Raw genomic sequence first — 19924 nt, forward strand, 5'->3', positions numbered from 1 at the left:
GCGGTCTTCCGCGAATCTTACGGCTGTCGACAGCATAGATGGGCCTCAGGTCCCCGGCGGGGTCCAGGGGCAGCGCCCCAGGCCGCCGGAGGCTTCCCGTCTACCTGGCCCGGCTCCACAGGGCGAGCACGAGCAGGCGCCAGAGCATGTTCTTGCGGTTTTTGCCTTCCGCGTGTTCGCGGGCGATGGCTTTTGCCGCGTCCATGTTGAGGTGCTCGGCCAGGCCCGGGTCGGCGGAGGCCAGCGCGTCCATGACGAAGCCGTGCATGGGTCCGGCCATCCATTCGCGGATGGGCAGGTCGAAGCCCTGCTTGCGGCGGTAGAGGACGTGTTTCGGCAGCACGCGCTCGGCCATTTTTTTCAGGAGGTGCTTGGTTTCGCCTCTGTGCACCTTGAGCCCGACGGGCAGCGCGGCGAAGAGTTCGATGAGCTTGTGGTCGAGCAGGGGCGAGCGCACCTCCAGGCTGGCGGCCATGCTGGCGATGTCCATTTTGACCAGCAGGTCGTCGGGCAGGCAGGTGGCGTTGTCGATGTAGAGCATGCGCTCCACGGGGTTGGCCGCGTGCTCGAAGGAGCGGTCCAGCCAGGGCAGGAACCAGTCGGCGTAGGTTGCGGCCAGGCGTTGCCGGGCCTCTGGCGTGTAGAGGCGTGCCTTGAGGGGCCACAGGCGCGGCTCGGTGCGCAAGAGCGGCTTGGTCTCGGGCCAGAGGTTGGCTGCCAGGAATTCCCGGCGGGCGCGGGCGATGTCGGTGTGTGTGGAGGCGAGCCTGCGCAGGCTCTCGTCCTTGGGGCGCGAAAGCGGCAGCAGCGAGTGTATGGCCGAGGCCACCTTGGCGTGGCGGTAGGTGGGGTAGCCCAGGGCCAGCTCGTCGCCGCCGTCGCCGCCGAGGGCCACGGTGATGTGCTTTCTGGCCATGCGCGAGAGGAACAGCGAGGGCAGCGCCGAGTCGTCGGCGTAGGGTTCGCCGTAGCGCAGGGCCACCTCGGGCAGGGCCTCCAGGGTGGCGGCGGGCATGATCTCGTGGGTGAGGTTCAGCCCCAGGTGGCTGGCCACGGTCTGGGCGTGGGGCAGCTCGTTGTATTTCTTTTCGTCGAAGCCGATGCTGAAGGCCCGGGCCTGCCCGGGGCTCAAGTCGGCCAGCACGGCGGCCACGAGGCTCGAGTCCACGCCGCCGGAGAGCAGCAGGCCCAGCGGCACGTCGGACTCCAGGCGCAGGCGCACGCTTTCGCGCAGGCAGTCCCAGGCCAGGTCGAGGGCCTCGGCCTCGCTCACGTCGAGCTTTTCGCGGTAGTCCACGTCCCACCAGCGCCAGACGCGCAGGCCGTCCTGGCCGTAGACCGCGCAGTGGGCGGGCGGCAGCTTGCGCACGCCCTTCAGGATGGTGCGCGGCGCGGGCACGTAGCCAAGGCTCAGGTACAGGTCCAGGGCTTCGGGGTCGAGGCCGTGGACGGAGCCCCCGGCGGGGCAGAGCGGGTGCGCGCGCAGGGCGCGCAGCTCGGAGGCGAAGACAAGCCCCCCCCCATTTGCTGAGGGCGGCCCGTCGAAGTAGACCAGCGGCTTCTTGCCCAGGCGGTCGCGCGCCAGGAACAGCTCGCGCCGGCCCGCGTCCCAGAGGGCGAAGGCGAACATGCCGCGCAGCAGGGGCAGGCAGTCGCGCCCGTGCAGGCGGTAGAGGGCCAGCAGCACCTCGGTGTCGCCGGTGGTGCGGAAGACCTCGCCCTGTTCTTCCAGGGCCGTGCGCAGGGCGCGGAAGTTGTAGATCTCGCCGTTGAAGACGATGACGTTGCCGGTGTGCGGGTCGTGCATGGGCTGGCCCGCGCGCGGGTCCAGGTCAAGGATGGACAGGCGCGTGTGCCCGAGCGCCACGGCTCCGCCCGGCTCAAGCCAGGAGTCGGTCTGGTCCGGGCCGCGGTGGGCCAAAAGGCCCAGCAGGGGCGCCAGGGCCGCGAGGTCGGCCTGGCCGGGGCCGCCGGAGGCCGGGGTCGGGCGGACGTGTCCGCAGATGCCGCACATGCAGGGCCCTGCCGCGCCTAGAGCTCCAAAGCCTTGCGGAAGAAGTCGATGGTCTTGACCAGACCGTCCTCCAGCTTGGTCTTGGGCTCCCAGCCGATGACCTGCCGGGCCAGTGTGATGTCCGGCTGGCGCTGGGTGGGGTCGTCCTGGGGCAGGGGATTGTGCACGATGCGCGACTTGGACTTGGTCATGCGGATGACGGTCTCGGCCAGCTCGAGGATGGTGAACTCGCCGGGATTGCCCAGGTTCATGGGCCCGGTGAAGTCGTCCGGGGTGGCCATGAGCCGGATGAAGCCCTCCACCAGGTCGTCCACGTAGCAGAAGGAGCGGGTCTGGCTGCCCTCGCCGTAGACGGTGATGTCCTCGCCCTTCAGGGCCTGGACGATGAAGTTGCTGACCACGCGGCCGTCGTTGATGGCCATGTTCGGGCCGTAGGTGTTGAAGATGCGCGCCACCTTGATGCGCAGCTTGTGCTGGCGGTGGTAGTCGAAGAACAGCGTCTCGGCGCAGCGCTTGCCCTCGTCGTAGCAGGCCCGCGGGCCGATGGGGTTGACGTTGCCCCAGTAGCTCTCCACCTGGGGGTGGATGCTCGGGTCGCCGTAGACCTCGCTTGTGCTGGCCTGCATGATCTTGGCCTTGATGCGCTTGGCCAGGCCCAGCATGTTGATGGCGCCGTGCACGCTGGTCTTGGTGGTCTGCACCGGGTCGTGCTGGTAGTGGATGGGCGAGGCCGGGCAGGCCAGGTTGTAGATCTCGTCGACCTCCACGTAGAGCGGGAAGGTCACGTCGTGGCGCAGCACCTCGAAGCAGGGGTGGTGCAAAAGGTGGCGGATGTTCTCCTTGCGGCCGGTGAAGTAGTTGTCGACGCAGAGCACGTCGTGCCCGGCATCGAGCAGGCGCGCGCACAGGTGCGAGCCCAAAAAGCCGGATCCGCCGGTGATGAGGATGCGCTTGTTCTGGGCCATGGACTCTCCTGTGGCTAGAGGTGTCTGCATCACAGCGAAGATGTAAGCAAAAATCGGGCTCAGCACAAGGCCGCGCAGCGAGTATTCGGGGCTCCTCGGCCTGTTGGCGCGGGCTCGCAGGAAGCCAATTTGCGAAATAAAAAACACTATTATTCCAATGTTATATACCAATAATTGGGAGGCATTCCGGGGCAAGAAAGACTCGAAAATTCACAACAGGGGTTGACGTCGTTGGCAAGTCCGGGCAAAAGAGGGCATCATTTTCTAAAGTTTGGTCCAAGGCCCGGTTTTTCGGGCCGAATTTGTGGAAGGGGGAGGGCTATGGTCTTTAGCTGGCTGCATTTGGCCATCATCCTGTTCCTGATCGGAGGCCTGCTGTTCGCAGGCGGTCCGCTCATCCTGTCGTACCTGGTGGCGCCCCGGGCGCGCGGGGGCGACATGGGCATGCCGTACGAGTGCGGCATGCGGCCGTATGGAGGCTCTTGGACAAGGTTTGGGATTAACTACTACGTTTACGCCTTGCTGTTCCTGGCGTTCGACGTGGACGTGCTCTACCTGTTCCCGGTGTCCACCGTGTACCGCGCAACCGAGGGTTGGCTGCCCTTCCTGGAGATGTTCATCTTCCTGTTTGTGCTGGTCTTAGCCATTATCTACTTCTGGGCGAAAGGGGTGTTCACATGGCCGCGCAAAATCTCCTAGCGCAGAAACCCGATGTCGTCGTCGCCGACCCGATCCTGAACATAGGGCCCGCCAAGCAGATCGTCGACATCTGCCGCTCCATGTCCCTGTGGCCCATGACCTTCGGTCTGGCCTGCTGCGCCATTGAGATGATGTCGGTCGGCATGGCCAGGTGGGACATCGCGCGCTTCGGCGCGGAGGTTTTCCGCCCCTCGCCGCGCCAGAGCGACATCATGATCGTGGCCGGAACGGTGACCAAGAAGATGGCTCCCGCCGTTGTCCGCCTCTACGAGCAGATGCCCGCCCCGCGCTGGGTCATCGCCATGGGCAACTGCGCCATCTCCGGCGGTCCCTTCAAGTTCAAGAACCAGTACGGCATCGTCGAGGGCGTGGACAACCTGATCCCCGTCGACGTGTTCGTGCCCGGCTGCCCGCCCCGCCCGGAGGCGCTCCTGGAAGGCTTGTTCAAGCTCCAGGAGAAGATCTCCGGAAAACGTTTCTGGCCCAATCCCCCGCTGGAGGGGCCGTTCGACGTGGAGGGCAAGTAGCATGGAAGCGCTCTTCAGCGGACTTTCCGCCCTGTATCTGGCCAAGTGCGACGCCGCCAAGACCGGGCAGGTCTTCCAGGCCTTCCTGCCGGCAAGCACCCTGGTGCGCGCGGCAGAACGGCTGCTCGCGGCCGACTACTATATTGAAGACATCTGCGCCGTGGACTGCGCCGAGGGGTACGTGGTGGTCTACCACTTCGACCACTTCGAGGCTCCCGGCCGCGTGACCCTGCGGGTGCTGGCCCCCCACGCAAGCCCGGTCGTTCCGTCCATCGCGAACGTGTTCCACGGCGCCGAATGGCACGAGCGCGAGACCAGGGACTTCCACGGCGTTGTGTTCGAGGGCAACCCGAACCTGATTCCCCTGCTCATGGACCCCGACATGGCCGACTGCTTCCCCCTGCGCAAGGAGGACAAGGCCCGGGCCAAGGCCAAGGACATGCTGGAGGCGGGCGAGGTCGTGTACTGCCACCCGTCCTTCACCCTCATGACGCCTGACGCGCCAGCCGAGGCCAAAGAGTCTGGCGGCGACAAGCCGGCCACGGCATAAACCAGGACAGCGGCACGCCTATGACAACCTATCAAAACAACGATCACCTGGCGGGCGATTTCTACACCCAGAATTTCGCCAAGACGGCTGGCGAGGGCAACCTCATCCTGAACCTCGGGCCGCAGCACCCGTCCACCCACGGCGTTTTGCGCGTGGTGGTCGAGCTCGACGGCGAATACATCATGCGCGCGGAGCCGGTGCTCGGCTACCTGCACCGCATGCACGAGAAGATGGCCGAGGTGAAGACCGCGGCGCAGTTCATCCCCAACATGGGCAGAGTCGACTACGGCCACGCCCTGGGCTGGAACTGGGCCTTCGTGGGCGCTGCGGAACTGGTGGGCGGCATCGAGGTGCCGGAACGCGCCGAGTACATCCGCGTCATCACCTGCGAGCTGAACCGCATCGCCTCCCACCTGCTCTGGTGGGGCGCGTACCTGCTGGACCTCGGCGCCTTCACCCCCATCATGTACGCCTTCGACGACCGCGAAAAAATCCTCGACATCCTGCAGGACCCCACGGGTTCGCGCCTGACCTACAGCTACTACCGCATCGGCGGCGTGGCCAAGGACCTGAGCGCCGACTGCATCCGCCGCATCCAGGAGTTCATCCCCTGGTTCCGCTCGCGCCTGCCCATGTACAAGGATCTCGTCTCCGACAACATCATCCTCAGAAAGCGCATCGAGGACATCGGCGTCATCGAGCAGGAAGTCTGCCGCCGCTTCGGCGCCACCGGCCCGGTGGCCAGGGGCTCCGGCATCAAGTACGACGTGCGCCGCGCCCAGCCCTACTCGGTCTACCCGAAGCTCGACTTCGAAATCCCCACCTCGAACCTCAAGTGCGCGCGCGGCCGCTACGACGTGCGCATGGCCGAGATGGAGCAGAGCCTGCGCATCATCGAGCAGGCCCTGGAGATGATGCCCGAGGGCGAGGTGCTGGTGAAGGGCGCGCCCAAGCCTTCGTGGAAGGTGCCCAAGGGCGAAGGCTACTTCGCCGTGGAGGGCGCGCGCGGCAAGATCGGCGCCTACGTGGTCAGCGACGGCGGGAAGAACATCTACCGCACCAAGCTCCGCGCGCCGGGCTACTGCAACTTAAGCCTCTTCGCCGAAGTCTCCCAGGGAACCATCCTGGCCGACGCGGTGGCCATCCTTGGCAGCCTTGACCTGATCATTCCGGAAATCGACAGGTAGGAGAAGTAATGAACGCCATACCTGCAGAGTTGTTGAACATCCTTATCGGTTTGGTGGCCGTGGCCGCCAGCGTGGGATTGATCGGCCTGGTCATGGTCTGGGTGGAACGCAAAGTCGCGGGCCACATCCAGCGCCGTCCCGGCCCCTATGAGGTCGGCCCGAGCGGCGCGCTGCAGCCCCTGTGCGACGCGCTGAAGCTGGTGGGCAAGCAGCTGTTCATGCCCCTGGGCGCGGACCCCATCCTGTTCTGGCTGGCGCCGGTCCTGGCCTTCCTGCCCGTGCTGCTGCTGTTCCTGCCGCTGCCCGTGGGCGATGGCCTCCAGGCCCTCGACGTGAACCTCGGCGTGCTCTTGATCCTGGCCTTCTCCGGCCTGGCGGTGCTCTCGGTGCTGCTGGCGGGCTGGGCCTCCAACAACAAGTACGGCCTGCTCGGCGCCGCGCGCGGCGTGGCCCAGGCCGTGGCCTATGAGATCCCGCTGCTCCTGTCGGTGCTGGCGGTGAGCTTCGTGGCCGGCAGCCTGGATCTGGCCCAGGTGGTCAAGGGACAGGGCACCTGGCCCTGGAACTGGAACATCATGACCCAGCCCCTGGCCTTCCTCATCTATATTGTAAGCGCCCTGGGCGAGACCAACCGCGCCCCCTTCGACCTGCCCGAGGCAGAGAGCGAGCTCACCGCCGGTTTCCACACGGAATACTCGGGCATGGGCTTCGGCCTCTTCTTCCTGGCGGAATACGCCAACATGGTCGTGGTCTGCTCCGTGGCCACGGCGCTGTTCCTGGGCGGCTGGCACGGGCCGGTATTGCCCGGACCGGTGTGGTTCGTGCTCAAGGTTTCGGCTCTCATGCTGCTCATGGTCTTCGTGCGCTGGACGTATCCCCGCGTGCGCTTCGACCAGCTCCTGGTGATCAACTGGAAGTGGCTCTTGCCCCTGGCCGTGGCCAACCTGCTGCTGACGGCCTTCTTCGTGAAGCTGGCCCAGTTCGCCTAAGACGGTGGTGTAAGGTATGATAAAAGAAGCCCTGAATACCGTGTCCGACCTGTGGAGCCTCATGGTCGGCCTGCGGGTCACCAAGGATTACTTCCGCGCTCCCCAGGTGACCGTGCGCTACCCGTGGAAGGCGGTGTCGAACATCGCCACCTACAAGGGACACCTGGAACTCGTCGGCGGCAAGACCGGCAAGCCCAAGTGCATCTCCTGCGGCATGTGCGCCCTGGCCTGCCCCAGCAACTGCCTGACGGTGGTCAAGCGCAAGCCTCCCAAGCCCACTCCCGAAGAGGAGCAGGCCCTGGCCGAGGCCAAGGCCAAGGGCGAAAAGCCCAAGGACAAGACCCCCAAGGATCCTGAGAAGTTCATCTACGACTTCACCTTGTGCAGCCTGTGCGGCACCTGCATGGAGAACTGCCCGGTGGGCGCGCTGGACTTCACCGGCAGCGCGTACCTGGCGGGCTACAGCCGCGAGGACTTCCACTTCGACCTGGTGCAGCTTTTGAAGAACCAGGCCGGGCTTGAGGGCATGGACGCGTCCGCCGCCCCCGAGACCGGGCAGAGCGAGGCCTAGCATGGAAAACATCGCGAAAATCGTGTTCGGCTTCTACACGCTCATCATCCTGGGCGGCAGCCTCGTGGCCGTGGGGGCCAAGAGCCTGGTGCGGGCCATGGTGGGCCTCATCGCCACGCTCATGGGCGTCGCGGGCATGTACATGCTCTTAAACGCCCAGTTCATGGCGCTGATGCAGATCCTCATCTACGTGGGCGCGGTCTGCGTGCTCATCTTCTTCGCCATCATGCTCACCCGCGCCGACGCCGGCGGCGAGGAGGCCGACAGCGCGCCCCTGCGCCAGAACCTCCTGGCCCTGACGGCGGTGCTGTCCGTGGGCGGCATCCTGGGCTGGCTGGTGCTGACCCGGCCGCTGGCCACAACGGGCACGCCTGTCGAGGTGTCCATCGAAAATCTCGGCCTGGGCCTGCTTGGCCCCTACGGCCTTGCCTTTGAGCTGATCTCGGTGGTGCTTTTGGTGTCCATGGCCGGGGCTGTGCTCCTGGCCTGGGAGAGGAGGAACGGCAAATGAGCCCGCTTACGCTCTATCAACTGGTGGCCCTGATCCTGCTCATGGCGGGGCTTTTTGGAATCTCCCAGCGCAGAAGCCTGGTGGGCATGCTCATCAGCGTGGAACTCATGCTCAACGGCGCCGGACTCTCCATCGTGGCGGCCAGCCAGCTCACCCCGGCCAACGCCATGCTGGGGCAGCTCGGCACCCTGTTCGTCATGGGTCTTGCGGCAGCGGAGGCGACCCTGGTCCTGGCCATCATCGTGGTCATCGCCAGGCGTTTCGGCACCACCAAAACCAGCGTCGTTTCGACTCTGAAGGGATAGCGCTATGACGACCGGGATCATTGAAAGCGCACGCGTGCTCCTGCCCATCGCGATCACCCTGGTGGCGCCGCTGTTCATCTGGCTCTGCCGGAATGATCAGAACAAGCGCGAGGGCGTCTCCTTCGCGGCTGGCGGGCTCACCTTCATCTCCGTGTTGACCCTTGCGCCCCAGGTGCTGGCGGGCAACATCTGGAAGTACACCCTGTTCGACATCATGCCCGGCATCACGGTGACGTTCTGCGCCGACGGGCTCTCGCTCATCTTCGGCCTGGTCGCGAGCTTCCTGTGGATGTTCGCCACCAGCTACAACATCGGCTACATGCGCAGCCTGAACGAGCACGCCCAGACGCGCTACTACGTCTGCTTCGCGGTGGCCATCTTCGGCGCCGAGGGCGTGGCCCTTTCCGCCAACGTGTTCACCCTCTACCTCTTCTACGAGGTCATCACGGTGTTCACGTACCCGCTGGTCGCCCACCACCAGGACGAGACCAGCTTCACCGGCGCGCGCAAGTACATCGTCTACCTCATGGGCACCTCGAAGCTGTTCCTGCTGCCCGCCATGGTCATGACCTACGTGCTGCTCGGCACGCTGGACTTCCACCTGGGCGACGTCGCCAAGGGCATGTTCCCGCCTGATGTGGTCGCCGCGCACCCGCTGGCCGTGACCATCACCTACGTGCTGTACATCGCGGGCATCGGCAAGGCGGCGCTCATGCCCTTCCACAACTGGCTGCCCTCGGCCATGGTCGCGCCCACGCCGGTCTCGGCCTTGCTGCACGCGGTGGCGGTCGTGAAGGCGGGCGTGTTCTGCGTCTGCCGCATCATCCTCTCCGGCTTCGGCGTGGACGTGATGCACCAGCTCGGCCTGGGCATCCCCACGGCGGCGGTGGCGGCCTTCACGCTCACTGTGGCCAGCTTCATCGCCCTGACCAAGGACGACCTGAAGGCGCGGCTGGCTTACTCCACCGTGGCCCAGCTCTCCTACGTCGTGTGCGGCGTGGCGCTGTTGACCCCCATGGCGGTGCAGGGCGGCATGGCCCACATCGCGCACCACGCCTTCTCCAAGATCACGCTGTTCTTCGCGGCAGGCGCCATCTACGTCGCCACGCACCTGAAACAGATCAGCAAGATGGACGGCCTGGGCCGCAAGATGCCCTGGACCTTCGGAGCCTTCGCCATCGCCTCCTTGTCCATGATCGGCATGCCGCCGGTCTGCGGCTTCGTCAGCAAATGGTACATCGTCAACGGCGCGCTGCAGGCAGGCCAGATCATCATCTTCCTGGCCTTCATGCTCTCCACCGCACTGAACGCGGGCTACTTCCTGCCGGTGATCTACCGGGCCTTCTTCAAGGAGCCGCTGCCTGATCCGCACTTCCACCACTTCAAGGAAGCGCCGCTGACCATGGTGATCCCGCTGTGCACCACCGGTGCCATCTCCGTGATCCTGGGCCTGTATCCCGCCCTGTTCATGGATTTCGTCAGAATCTTTGGCAAGTTCTAGGGGGCCTGATATGAGCTTGTTCGGGATGTTGCTTACGGAACTGAGGGCCAGGCGCGGCGTGTTCGGCGTCCTGTTCTTCCTGGGCCTGGCTGTGCTGGTCGGGTTCAATGTGTTCATCCGCCCGCACGAGGCCGAGTTCGTCTACGACGCCTACGCCGGGTTCTGGCCCGTGTTCGGCCTGATTGTGGGCCTGGCCCTGGTCATCGTCATGAAAAAGATCGTTCAGCCCATGATCAGCCGCGGAGATGACTATTATGAGCGAAACAGCTAACTTCTTCGTCCACCCGAGCGTGGGCTTCTTCGCCCTGGCGCTGGTCTTGCCGTTCATCGGCGGCAAGGGCTGGAAATGGCTCCTGCTCGTGCCCTCGATCATCGCCATCTGGAGCGTCATGACCGTGGTCCCCGGGAACTACGGCGAGCTTTCGTACCTCGGCCAGACCCTGCAGTTCGGCCGCGTGGACAAGCTCTCGCTGGTCTTCGCCCAGGTCTTCGCCGTCATGAGCCTCATCGGCATGGTCTACGCCATGCACGTGGAGGACAAGCTCCAGCACATCATGGCCTGCGTGTATGTGGGCGGCGCCTTCGGCTGCACCTTCGCGGCGGACTTCCTGACGCTGTTCATCTTCTGGGAGTTCATGAGCATCGGCTCCACCTTCCTGATCTGGCTGGCCAGGAACCCGGTCTCGACCAAGGCGGGCTTCCGCTACTTCATGTACCACACCATCGGCGGCCTGTTCCTCCTGATCGGCCTGCTGCTGCGCTACAAGGCCGTGGGCAACTTCAGCTTCGACGCGGTCGCGCCGACGCACATGATGGCCTACGACTGGATGATCCTGCTCGGGTTCTGCGTCAACGCTGCGGTGGTGCCCATGCACGCCTGGCTGCCCGACGCCTACCCCGAGGGCACCGTCACCGGCTCGGTGTTCATGTGCGCCTTCACCACCAAGACGGCGGTGTACGTGCTCATGCGCGGCTTCGCCGGGGTGGAGCTCCTGGCCATCGCCGGAACGGTGATGTGCGTCTACGGTGTGCTCTACGCGTGCATCGAGAACAACGCCCGGCGCATCTTGTCCTACCACATCGTCTCCCAGGTCGGTTACATGGTGGCCGGCATCGGCATCGGCACGGCCATGACGCTGAACGGCGCCACGGCCCACGCCTACGCGCACATCCTTTACAAGGGCCTGCTCTTCATGGGCACGGGCTGCCTCCTCTACGCCGCGGGCACCACCAAGCTCGACAAGCTGGGCGGCCTGGTGCACCGCATGCCTTGGGTCATGGTGTTCTACATGGTGGCGGCCCTCTCGATCTCGGGCATGCCCCTGTTCAACGGCTTCATCTCCAAGACCATGACCATCGTCGGCGCCGCCGAGGCGCACCGCACCTGGCTGGCCATCGGCATGGAAGTGGCGGCGGTCGGTACGTTCCTCTCTGTGGGCATCAAGCTGCCGTACTTCGCCTTCTGGGCCAAGCCGGCCAACGACAAGCTCGAGCTGAAGCCCATCCCGGTGAACATGTACGTGGGCATGGCCATGGGCGCGGCGCTGTGCATCGCGCAGGGGCTCTATCCCGACATGCTCTACCGCTACCTGCCCTTTGAAATGGAACACGCGTACCATCCGTGGACCGTATGGCATGTGTTGCAGGCGCTGATGCTTCTCGGCTTCTCCGGGCTGGCCTTCTACATCACGCGGGACATCATCACCCCGCACGCCAAGACCAACCTGGACTTCGACTTCTTCTATCGGCTCATCGGCCGGGGCATCTTTGCCCTGGTCTGCAAGCCCCTGGCCTGGATCGACGACCGCTGGACCGAGGCCTATCGCGCCGCCGGTCTGCGCGGCCTGCTGACCCTGGCACGCGGCACGGTCTGGTTCGACACGAAGGGAATCGACACCGTGGTGGACGGCTCGGCGTACACGGTCCAGAACGTGGGCGTGCTTGGCGCCAAGGTGCAGACCGGCAGGCTCCAGGATTACCTGGGGCTGGCGGCAACTTTGGCCCTGTGCGTGTTCGCGGCGGTCTGGTATTTCGCCTAAACCTCGCAACGAGACGGAGAGCGAGCCTTGGAATTCGGATACCCAGTTTTAACGACACTGATCGTCTTTCCGCTTCTGGCCGCAGCGGGGCTTTTCCTCATCAAAAGCCCGCAGGTTGCCCGCGCCTATACCATGGGAGCGTCCATCCTGGAGCTGATCCTGGCCATCCCGCTCCTCACCTTCAAACACAACGCCGAATGGCAGTTTGTGGAGCGCGCGCATTGGGTGCCGCAGTGGGGGCTGGAATACCATCTCGCTGTGGACGGCATCAGCTACCTCATGGTCATGCTGACGCTCGCCATCCTGCCGCTGTGCGTCATGTGCTCGTGGACGTACATCTCCAAGCGCGTGAAGGAGTTCCACTTCTGCCTGCTGTTCATGACCGCGGCCTGCGTGGGCGTGTTCTCGGCGCTGGACTTCGTGCTCTTCTACGTGTTCTGGGAGGCCATGCTCATCCCCATGTACCTGCTCATCGCGGTCTGGGGCGGCGACCAGCGCCGGTACGCCTCGCTCAAGTTCTTCCTGTTCACGCTGGCGGGCTCCACGCTGCTTCTGGCGGCCATCGTGGCCTTCCGCATCACGGGCGGCACCTTCTCCATCCCGGAGCTGATGCTCTTCCCCTTCACCTTCAAGTTCCAGTTCTGGGCCTTCCTGGCAATGGCGCTCGCCTTCGCCATCAAGGTGCCCATGTTCCCGTTCCACACCTGGCTTCCGGCAGCCCACGTGCAGGCGCCGAGCGCCGGCTCGGTCATCCTGGCGGCGGTGCTGCTCAAGATGGGCACGTATGGTTTCCTGCGCTTCTGCCTGCCGCTGACGCCTGAGGCCAGCGTCTACTTCGCGCCCATGATGATCGCCATCTCCATCGCCAGCATCCTTTACGGCGGGGCCATCGCCCTCGGCCAGGAGGACATCAAGAAGCTGGTCGCCTACTCGTCCGTGGGCCACATGGGCTTCGTGACGCTGGGCATCTTCCTGTTCAACCTGCGCGGGATCGAGGGCGCCCTGTTCCAGATGCTCAATCACGGCATCATCACCGGCGCGCTGTTTATGATGATCGGCGCGGTGTATGAAAGAAGCCACAGTCGGCAGATCGCCGACAACATGGGCCTGGGCAAGTATCTGCCCGCGTTCATGGGCTTCTGGGGCCTGTATGCGCTGGCGAGCTTCGGCTTCCCCGGCACCAACGGGTTCGTGGGCGAGATGCTGGTGTTCACCGGCGCCTTCCAGGTCAGCCCGTACATCGGCGCCTGCCTTGTGCCCGGCGCGCTCCTCGGGGCGGCTTACATGTTCCGCGTTTCTCTCAAGATGGCCTGGGGCCAGCCCGCATGTGCCAAGACCTGGCGCGATCTGAACACCCGCGAGTGGACGTACCTTTTGATCCCCGCGGTCTTCGTGTTCTACATCGGCCTGGCCCCCGGGCTTTTCTTCAAGCTCATCGATCCTTCCGTTGAGAAGCTCGTGGGCGATTTGAAGCAGCGCAACACGGTGGAGCAGAAGGTGGCGGCAACGCCCGCGCCTGCTGCGGTGGCCGCCGTTGTTGTCCCTGCCGAACCGGTCAACAATTAGGGAGTGGCGGCCGTGGTTTTCAATCCCATCCAGATTGTCCCGGAATTATACCAACTGTTGCTGATTCTCGCCCTGTTCTTCCAGAGCCTGGGCGATGGCTCGGAGACCCCTCCCGCGGAGCGCTGGCTTCCGTTCTTCGCGGGCTTCGGCATCTTCGTGTGCATCGTGTCCTGGGGGGCGGAGGGGCTTATCTTCGGCGGGGCCTACAAGCTCGACGCGCTTTCGCAGTTCATGAAGCTCGCCATTTCCTTCGGCTTCTACGTGACCGTGCTGAACGCCTCGCGCCAGCCCTCCCTTGAGGAGCGCAAGCGCCCGGACTACTTCATGTTCCTGGCCATCTCGGCCTGGGGCTTGATGATCCTGTCCTCCGCCGTTGAGCTCATCACCATCTACCTGGCGCTTGAGATCTCGTCGTACAGCCTGTACGCCGTCATCCCCCTGCGCAACACCGGCTCCAAGGGCGACCCCCGCGCGGCCGAGGCGGGCATCAAGTACATCCTCTTCGGAGCTGTCGCCACGGCCCTGGCGCTGTACGGCTTCTCCTACATCCTGGCCAGCCAGCACACGAGCTACATCTCGCAGTTGGCCCTGCGCACCTGGACCTGGGACGGCGCGCCCATGGCTGTTGTCGGCCTGTCGCTGTTCCTTGGCGGCATGTTCTACAAGCTGGCGCTCTTCCCCTTCCACTTCTGGTGCCCGGACGTCTACCAGGGCGCGAGCAACGAGACCGCCGGATTCGTGGCCACCCTGCCCAAGCTGGGCGCGGTTGTGGTGCTGGTGCGCCTGGCCACGCTGCTCAAGCCCGGCCTTGAGATCACCACCCTGCTGGCGATCCTTGGCGCCTGCTCCATGACCTACGGCAACCTGTGCGCCCTGGCCCAGAAGGACCTGAAGCGCCTGCTCGGCTTCTCCTCCGTCGCCCACGCGGGCTACATCATGGTCGGCCTGGTTTCCGGCACGGCCATGGGCCTGTCCGCCGCGGTGTTCTACGCCCTGGCCTACCTGGTCATGAACCTGCTCGTGTTCTGGGTCGTCAGCCGCATCGCCTCCGACGGCCGCAACCTGCAGATGGACGACCTGAACGGCCTGTACAAGCGCGCCCCGGCCCTGGCCTTTGCGCTTGGCGTGGGCGCCTTCGCCCTGGTCGGCCTGCCGCCCACCATGGGCTTCATGGGCAAGTTCTTCCTCATCACCTCGGCCTGGGACCATGGCTACAACTGGCTGGTCATCACCCTGGTGCTGAACAGCGCCATCGCCATCTACTACTACCTGAGCCTGGTGCGCCACGCCTACACCCACGAGGCGGGCGAGGACGTGCCCACGCCCGACAACAGCGCCTTCAGCATCTGCGGCGCGAGCCTGCTGGCCCTGCTGGTGCTGGTGCTCGGCATGGTGCCCGGCCGCGTGTTCGACTTCGCCATCATGGCTGGCAAGCAGCTCATCCCGTAACCACGCATCGCTTCGACCAAACGAAAGGCCCGCACACGCGGGCCTTTTTTGTTGCGCCTCTTGACTTCCCGCCCCAAGCCGTTAGCGTGATTCAAGAACCCTGGAGGCGTTATGCACGAAGTCAGCCTCGGCGGCATGCTTACCGACTACCTGAGCGGCGAGAGCATCGAGGAAACCACCTACGAGGAGTTTCGTCAGGCCCTGGCGAAGTTCCTTGTTGAGGAGAAGGGCTACCCGAAGCAGTCGCTGAAGGCCAAGGTCCCGCTGGTGTTCCAGATCGATGGCGAGGACACGGGCAGGCACATCGATTTGGTTGCGTATGATGAGGCCGGACGCCCGCTCCTGCTGGTGATCTTCTGCGCGGGCGACGTGGGCAGCTTCGAGCGCGAGACCGTGAGCTGCGCCAGGCTGTTTCCGGGCGGGCCGGTGCCCGTGGCCATCGCCTCGGACTCCATCGGCGCGAGCATCCTCGACACCGCCACCGGGGACTGCACCGCCACCGGCGTGCGCGCCATCCCCACCTGGGACGCGGTGCGCGCCATCGACGCCGCCATCGAGGCCGCCACTGGCCGCGTCCCCCTGTCCGAGGAGCGCCGCCGCAAGGAGGAGCGCATCCTGCACGCTTACAACGGCTTCCTCTACGGCACCTGCTGCAGCGAATCCTGCCGCGTTCCGCCCAAGGGCAGCGCGAAATAGCCGCCATGGCAAGCGAGAGTTTCCTCGACAAGCTACACCTCAGGACCGGCGACAAACCGGCCGAGGCCGACGCTGACGCAACCCTGCGCTTCGGTGGCTCGCCGGACCGCATGAAGGTGGGCGTGAGCCGTTACGTTCCCGCAAAAGGCGCGGGGCAGCCCCTGAGCGTCGAGCTGTTGCGCAAGGCCCTGCGCGACACGGGCATCACGGCCCCCCTGGACGTGGAGCACGCGGAGGAGGTGGTGAGGCTGCTCTTGTCCGGCAAGGACGCCAGCCACATCGTCATCGCGCGCGGTGAGCGCCCCCGCAACGCCCAGGACGCCTGGATCGAGCTTTCCGGCGCGCCGGGCCTGCCGACATTTCCCGGCCAGGTCATCGGCAGGCTGCACGAGGCCGTGCCCGCCAAGCGGGGCCTGGACGTGGCCGGCAACGTGGTGCCGCCGCCCGACCCGCGTCCGCCGCGCGTGCTCGCCGTGTCGTCCGGCATGACCAAGGACCGCGAGGGCATGCTCATCGCGCAACTGGCTGGCGTGGTGCGCGTCACGGAAGACCGCATAGAGCTTTCGCCCCTGGTTCGCCTCTCCCCCGACAAGCTGGAGGCCACGGCCTCGCTGTACGCCAGGGACGCCCAGGGACGCACGGTCACGCCCGAGGCCATGGTCCAGGCCCTGGCCGGGCAGGGCGTGAACTTCGGCATCCTGATGGACGCGCTCACAGACGGGCTGGCCCAGGCACAGAAGGCCTACGCCCCGGTGCAGGACGTGGTGGTGGCGCGGGGCCAGGCCCCGGTCCACGGCAAGGACGCGCGCCTGGAGCTCACCTGCGGCGAGCGGGCCTGCGCAGAGCCCCCGGACGAGCACGCGCGCATCGACTATCGGCACCGCAGCCTGTTCCAGGTGGTGGAGCAGGGCCAGGACATCGGCCGCCTGCACCAGCCCACCAAGGGCGTGCCTGGCCGGGATGTCACCGGCGCGGTGGTCCCGGCGCGCGATGGCGCGGCCCTGCGCATCCAGACCGGCAAGAACGTGGAGGCGCTGGAGAACGGCGCGCTATTCCGCGCCAAGATCCCCGGCGTTGTGCTGGCGGGCAAGGGCAGCCTGGACGTCTCCGAGCTGTTGAGCATCCCCGGCGACGTGGACTACGGCACAGGCAACATCGAGCTGAAGCAGGGCTCCCTGTGCGTTGGCGGAACCGTGCGCACTGGCTTCACCGTCGAGGTGCCGGGCCAGGTGCTGGTGGAAGGCATGGTGGAAAGCGCGCGCGTCATCGCCGGGGGCGATGTCATCGTGCGCGGCGGCATCTTCATGTCCGGGGAGGAGGCCGCCTATGTGGAGGCCGGGGGCAACGTCAGCGCCGCCTTCACCCACAACGCCATGGTCCAGGCGGGCGGCGACGTCACCATCGCCCTGTCCATGGTGGGCAGCAAGACCAACAAGGGCTCCCGCGTCACCGCTGGCGGGTTCCTCCGCGTGAGCGACCCCAAGGGCCGCATCATGGGTGGCACGGTGGTCAGCGCCAGGGGCGTGGAGGTGTTCGACGCCGGGAACGAGCGCGGCATGGTCACCACCCTGGCCTTAAGCCACGAGACCCCTGAAATATCGGCGCTCATCAAGGAGCTGCGCGAGCTTAAGGCGCTCAAGGACCGCGCCATGTTCGTGGTGGGCGAGGGCGACGGCGCCACGGCCCTGTCCCGGCTGCGCGCGGAGCGCCGGGCCGAGGCCGAAGACCTGCTGGCCCGACGCGACGGCATCGAGTCGCGCATCAAGCAGATCCAGCGCAGGCTGGCCGAACTGGCCCAGGAACATCTCGAGCGCGTGTCCTCGGCGCGCATCATCGTGCACGGCACCGCCTACCCCGGCGTGGGCATCAAGATGGGCGGCCGCTCGCTCTACGTTGACAGGCCGCTGACCAACTGCGTCTTTTCCTGGGACGTGCAAAACAAGGAAATCGTCACCACCACCCTGTAGAGGATCCCTCACGCCTGGGCGCGGTGGCCTCCTTTTGGGAAGAATTCAAGTGAGAGATGAAGAAGCGGGGCGATCTTACGTGGTCAGGCCAAAGCCGAACGGGCTGTTTCAGCGGAAAACTGAGACAGCCCGTTCGGCGCTATGGGGGATCGGGGGGCATGCGACGGGCAGGCGAGGGGGCTTGGACATCGCCCGCCCGTCGCAGACAAGGGGATCGAGCTAGTAGAACTCTTCGGTCCAGCCCTCGGCGGTGATGCAGCGGCGCGGGCACAGGCTGATGGCCTCACGGACCTCGTCGTGGGTGGCGAACTGGCGCTTCAGGCTGGGCCTGCCCATGTCGTCGTCCCACTCGAAGATGTCCGGGCAAATGTCGCAGCAACCGGAACAGGCGTTGCACTCCGAACGGTCCACAAGGACCTCGTGAAGCGTCGCGGCCTCATCGGTCGGAGTCTGCTGCGGGGCGTTTTGCTGTGTGGCTGACTGTTGCATGGCCTGGCCTCCGAAGGTCTTGCGACACTTCCGGGGCGGCGCAGGCCGGAAGCATCAGACGTTGAAACGGAACTCTATGATGTCGCCGTCCTGCACATAGTAATCTTTACCCTCAAGTCTGGCAAGACCCAGCTCCTTGGCTTTCTTGAAATCGCCGGCCTTGAGGAAGTCCTCGTAGCCGATGACCTCGGCGCGGATGAAGCCTTTCTGGAAGTCGGTGTGGATGACGCCTGCCGCCTCGGGGGCGGTGGCGCCAACGCGCACCGGCCAGGAGCGGACCTCAGGCGGCCCGGCGGTGAGGAAGCTCATGAGGCCGAGGAGCTTGTAGGTGCGGGAGATGACCATGGACAGGGCGCTCTCGGTGAGGCCGAGGTCGGTCAGGAACATGGCGCGTTCCTCGGGGTCCTCGATGGCGGCGAGCTCGCGCTCCAGGCGGGCGCTGACGGCCATGTGCATCTGGCTCAGGCCGTCGGCGGGCAGGGGGTAGTTGCCCATGTCCTTCTCGGCGATGTTCCAGGTGTAGAGGATGGGCTTGGCGGAGAGGAAGCGGTAGCCGCGCATGCAGGGCTCGTTGCAGAGAGCCGGGTCCACGCGCAGGGGCTTCTCGTCCTCCAGAAGGGCGCGGGCCTTGGCCAGGCATTCCTCTTCCTTGGTGTCCACCAGGTCCTTGTTCTTCTTCTTGTCGCTGGCCATGCGGTCCATGCGCTTCTCGATGACCGCCAGATCGCTCACCAGCAGGTCGGCCTCCACCGCGCCGTACTGCTGCTTGGGGTCAGCCAGGCCGGAGTAGGCGTCGAGCACGCACAGCAGGCAGTCGTAGGGGCGGATGTCGTTCAGCACCTTTTCGCCGAGGCCGTGGCCCTTGCCGCCGCCGCCGGGCACGTCGAGATATTCGATCTCGCTCAAGGTGACCTTTTTCGGGTTGAAGAGCTTGATGAGCGGCTCCAGGCGCGGCTCCGGGACCTTGACCATGGCGCGGTTGCCAGCGGCTGCGGCCTTTTCGCCCGAGAGGGCGGCGAACATGTCGGTCTTTCCCGAGCCGGAAAAGCCGAAGATGGCGGTTTTCATGAGTGATCCTTGTGTTGTCGATGTTCGGCGCGATTTCTGGCGCGGTCTGCGGCGCGTTGCTTGGCGCTGGGGGCCGCAGGGGCGTCACTCTAGGCAGGAACCGGAATGGATGCAAGCCCGGCCTGGGGGCGGCTGCGCGTTTGAATACCGGCGCGAATTGCCGTAGTATCCACCCACGAAACAGCGAGGGGGACACCCATGTCGGGCGAGGCGAACATTTTTCTCATCGGGGCGCGGGCCAGCGGCAAGACCACCCTGGGCCGCAGGCTCTCGGCCAGGCTCAAGCGGCCCTTCGTGGACACGGACCAGCGAGTGCTCCTGCGCACGGGCAAGACCGTGGCCGAGATCGTGGCCGAGGGCGGCTGGGAGGCCTTCCGCGAGGCCGAGAGCCTCGTCCTGTCCGAGGTGGCGGTGTTCACGGGCCAGGTGGTGTCCTGCGGCGGCGGCATTGTGCTGCGCCAGGAGAACCGCGAGATGCTCCTCACGGGCCGCGCGTTCTACCTCCAGGCCCCGGCCGAGGTGCTGGCCGAGCGCCTGGAGCGCGCGCCGGGCCACGACCAGCGGCCCTCGCTCACCGGCGCGGGCATCGCGGCCGAGGTGCGCCAGGTGTTGGCCGAGCGCGAGCCCCTGTACCTGGGCTGCGCGCGGGTGGTGCTCCGGGCGGATCAGCCCCTGGAGGCACTGGTGACCGAGGCCCTGGCCGAGATCGACAGGCTGGAGGGCCGGACCTAGGGCGGACCTGGGGCCGCGCGGACGAAACGCGCTAGCGCCGTTGCCAGGGCCGTGCGAATCCCGTAGCATGGCATCTGGTGGAGAGCGCCGCCAGGCCCG

20 protein-coding genes are annotated in these 19924 nt (G+C 65.8%); 16 read left to right on the forward strand and 4 right to left on the reverse strand.

Annotated elements, in window-relative coordinates; translation table 11 throughout:
• Window positions 1-100: 100 nt before the first annotated feature.
• Entirely contained in the window at window positions 101-2014 is a 1914-nt protein-coding gene (gene asnB, locus RDU24_RS09070; protein WP_308735425.1) for an asparagine synthase (glutamine-hydrolyzing), read from the reverse strand.
• Between the two features lie 17 nt (window positions 2015-2031).
• Entirely contained in the window at window positions 2032-2979 is a 948-nt protein-coding gene (locus tag RDU24_RS09075) for a UDP-glucuronic acid decarboxylase family protein (protein ID WP_308735426.1), read from the reverse strand.
• Window positions 2980-3300: 321 nt separating this feature from the next.
• On the opposite strand from RDU24_RS09075, the gene RDU24_RS09080 reads away from it, so the two are divergent.
• The 15 genes from RDU24_RS09080 (at window position 3301) to RDU24_RS09150 (ending at window position 17536) form a co-directional block, all read left to right on the forward strand.
• Window positions 3301-3678 carry an NADH-quinone oxidoreductase subunit A gene (locus RDU24_RS09080; RefSeq protein WP_308735427.1) on the forward strand — a complete coding sequence of 126 codons (378 nt, stop codon included), beginning with the start codon at window positions 3301-3303 and terminating at the stop codon, window positions 3676-3678.
• Window positions 3657-4205 carry an NADH-quinone oxidoreductase subunit B gene (locus RDU24_RS09085; RefSeq protein WP_308735428.1) on the forward strand — a complete coding sequence of 183 codons (549 nt, stop codon included), beginning with the start codon at window positions 3657-3659 and terminating at the stop codon, window positions 4203-4205. Before RDU24_RS09080 ends, RDU24_RS09085 begins: the two co-directional genes overlap by 22 nt.
• A 1-nt stretch (window position 4206) precedes the next feature.
• Window positions 4207-4755, forward strand: a complete 549-nt coding sequence (locus tag RDU24_RS09090; protein ID WP_308735429.1) for an NADH-quinone oxidoreductase subunit C — start codon at window positions 4207-4209, stop codon at window positions 4753-4755.
• A 20-nt stretch (window positions 4756-4775) separates the two neighbouring features.
• A complete protein-coding gene (locus RDU24_RS09095; protein ID WP_308735430.1) occupies window positions 4776-5942 on the forward strand; it encodes an NADH-quinone oxidoreductase subunit D in 1167 nt (388 codons plus the stop codon).
• An 8-nt stretch (window positions 5943-5950) separates the two neighbouring features.
• Window positions 5951-6931 carry an NADH-quinone oxidoreductase subunit NuoH gene (nuoH, locus tag RDU24_RS09100; protein ID WP_308735431.1) on the forward strand — a complete coding sequence of 327 codons (981 nt, stop codon included), beginning with the start codon at window positions 5951-5953 and terminating at the stop codon, window positions 6929-6931.
• A gap of 16 nt (window positions 6932-6947) precedes the next feature.
• Window positions 6948-7502, forward strand: coding sequence for a 4Fe-4S binding protein (locus RDU24_RS09105; protein ID WP_308735432.1), 555 nt, complete (start codon window positions 6948-6950; stop codon window positions 7500-7502).
• A 1-nt stretch (window position 7503) separates the two neighbouring features.
• Entirely contained in the window at window positions 7504-8013 is a 510-nt protein-coding gene (locus tag RDU24_RS09110; RefSeq protein WP_308735433.1) for an NADH-quinone oxidoreductase subunit J family protein, read from the forward strand.
• A complete protein-coding gene (gene nuoK / locus RDU24_RS09115) occupies window positions 8010-8318 on the forward strand; it encodes an NADH-quinone oxidoreductase subunit NuoK (protein WP_308735434.1) in 309 nt (102 codons plus the stop codon). Before RDU24_RS09110 ends, nuoK begins: the two co-directional genes overlap by 4 nt.
• Before the next feature lie 4 nt (window positions 8319-8322).
• The gene (locus RDU24_RS09120) at window positions 8323-9819 is read left to right on the forward strand and encodes a monovalent cation/H+ antiporter subunit D family protein (RefSeq protein WP_308735435.1); all 1497 of its coding nucleotides are present in this window, start codon (window positions 8323-8325) and stop codon (window positions 9817-9819) included.
• A gap of 10 nt (window positions 9820-9829) precedes the next feature.
• Window positions 9830-10090, forward strand: a complete 261-nt coding sequence (locus RDU24_RS09125) for a hypothetical protein (protein WP_308735436.1) — start codon at window positions 9830-9832, stop codon at window positions 10088-10090.
• On the forward strand, window positions 10065-11858 hold the full coding sequence (locus RDU24_RS09130) for a Na(+)/H(+) antiporter subunit D (RefSeq protein WP_374989753.1): 1794 nt from the start codon (window positions 10065-10067) through the stop codon (window positions 11856-11858). Before RDU24_RS09125 ends, RDU24_RS09130 begins: the two co-directional genes overlap by 26 nt.
• Window positions 11859-11885: 27 nt before the next feature.
• A complete protein-coding gene (locus tag RDU24_RS09135; protein WP_308735438.1) occupies window positions 11886-13424 on the forward strand; it encodes a complex I subunit 4 family protein in 1539 nt (512 codons plus the stop codon).
• A gap of 12 nt (window positions 13425-13436) precedes the next feature.
• Window positions 13437-14873 carry an NADH-quinone oxidoreductase subunit N gene (locus RDU24_RS09140; protein ID WP_308735439.1) on the forward strand — a complete coding sequence of 479 codons (1437 nt, stop codon included), beginning with the start codon at window positions 13437-13439 and terminating at the stop codon, window positions 14871-14873.
• Between the two features lie 111 nt (window positions 14874-14984).
• Window positions 14985-15569 carry a type I restriction enzyme HsdR N-terminal domain-containing protein gene (locus RDU24_RS09145; protein WP_308735440.1) on the forward strand — a complete coding sequence of 195 codons (585 nt, stop codon included), beginning with the start codon at window positions 14985-14987 and terminating at the stop codon, window positions 15567-15569.
• A 5-nt stretch (window positions 15570-15574) separates the two neighbouring features.
• Window positions 15575-17536, forward strand: a complete 1962-nt coding sequence (locus RDU24_RS09150) for a FapA family protein (RefSeq protein ID WP_308735441.1) — start codon at window positions 15575-15577, stop codon at window positions 17534-17536.
• Window positions 17537-17755: 219 nt separating this feature from the next.
• On the opposite strand, the gene RDU24_RS09155 is transcribed toward RDU24_RS09150, so the two are convergent.
• Both RDU24_RS09155 and RDU24_RS09160 read right to left on the reverse strand, forming a co-directional pair.
• A complete protein-coding gene (locus tag RDU24_RS09155; protein ID WP_308735442.1) occupies window positions 17756-18025 on the reverse strand; it encodes a ferredoxin in 270 nt (89 codons plus the stop codon).
• A 54-nt stretch (window positions 18026-18079) separates the two neighbouring features.
• A complete protein-coding gene (locus RDU24_RS09160) occupies window positions 18080-19093 on the reverse strand; it encodes a DUF933 domain-containing protein (RefSeq protein ID WP_308735443.1) in 1014 nt (337 codons plus the stop codon).
• A 198-nt stretch (window positions 19094-19291) separates the two neighbouring features.
• Here RDU24_RS09160 and aroL point away from each other — a divergent pair, with 198 nt between their 5' ends.
• Window positions 19292-19825, forward strand: a complete 534-nt coding sequence (gene aroL / locus RDU24_RS09165; RefSeq protein WP_308735444.1) for a shikimate kinase AroL — start codon at window positions 19292-19294, stop codon at window positions 19823-19825.
• Window positions 19826-19924 lie beyond the last annotated feature (99 nt).

Origin of the sequence: Humidesulfovibrio sp., assembly GCF_031082295.1 — a bacterium.
Classification (GTDB): domain Bacteria; phylum Desulfobacterota; class Desulfovibrionia; order Desulfovibrionales; family Desulfovibrionaceae; genus Humidesulfovibrio.

Coding starts and splice junctions, on each gene's coding strand:
- RDU24_RS09155 (WP_308735442.1), bottom strand. CDS start 18,025: ATGCAACAGTCAGCCACACAGCAAAACGCCCCGCAGCAGACTCCGACC.
- RDU24_RS09130 (WP_374989753.1), top strand. CDS start 10,065: ATGACTATTATGAGCGAAACAGCTAACTTCTTCGTCCACCCGAGCGTG.
- RDU24_RS09160 (WP_308735443.1), bottom strand. CDS start 19,093: ATGAAAACCGCCATCTTCGGCTTTTCCGGCTCGGGAAAGACCGACATG.
- RDU24_RS09150 (WP_308735441.1), top strand. CDS start 15,575: ATGGCAAGCGAGAGTTTCCTCGACAAGCTACACCTCAGGACCGGCGAC.
- aroL (WP_308735444.1), top strand. CDS start 19,292: ATGTCGGGCGAGGCGAACATTTTTCTCATCGGGGCGCGGGCCAGCGGC.
- nuoH (WP_308735431.1), top strand. CDS start 5,951: ATGAACGCCATACCTGCAGAGTTGTTGAACATCCTTATCGGTTTGGTG.
- RDU24_RS09120 (WP_308735435.1), top strand. CDS start 8,323: ATGACGACCGGGATCATTGAAAGCGCACGCGTGCTCCTGCCCATCGCG.
- RDU24_RS09125 (WP_308735436.1), top strand. CDS start 9,830: ATGAGCTTGTTCGGGATGTTGCTTACGGAACTGAGGGCCAGGCGCGGC.
- RDU24_RS09105 (WP_308735432.1), top strand. CDS start 6,948: ATGATAAAAGAAGCCCTGAATACCGTGTCCGACCTGTGGAGCCTCATG.
- RDU24_RS09110 (WP_308735433.1), top strand. CDS start 7,504: ATGGAAAACATCGCGAAAATCGTGTTCGGCTTCTACACGCTCATCATC.
- RDU24_RS09085 (WP_308735428.1), top strand. CDS start 3,657: ATGGCCGCGCAAAATCTCCTAGCGCAGAAACCCGATGTCGTCGTCGCC.
- nuoK (WP_308735434.1), top strand. CDS start 8,010: ATGAGCCCGCTTACGCTCTATCAACTGGTGGCCCTGATCCTGCTCATG.
- RDU24_RS09075 (WP_308735426.1), bottom strand. CDS start 2,979: ATGGCCCAGAACAAGCGCATCCTCATCACCGGCGGATCCGGCTTTTTG.
- RDU24_RS09145 (WP_308735440.1), top strand. CDS start 14,985: ATGCACGAAGTCAGCCTCGGCGGCATGCTTACCGACTACCTGAGCGGC.
- RDU24_RS09095 (WP_308735430.1), top strand. CDS start 4,776: ATGACAACCTATCAAAACAACGATCACCTGGCGGGCGATTTCTACACC.
- RDU24_RS09090 (WP_308735429.1), top strand. CDS start 4,207: ATGGAAGCGCTCTTCAGCGGACTTTCCGCCCTGTATCTGGCCAAGTGC.
- RDU24_RS09080 (WP_308735427.1), top strand. CDS start 3,301: ATGGTCTTTAGCTGGCTGCATTTGGCCATCATCCTGTTCCTGATCGGA.
- asnB (WP_308735425.1), bottom strand. CDS start 2,014: ATGTGCGGCATCTGCGGACACGTCCGCCCGACCCCGGCCTCCGGCGGC.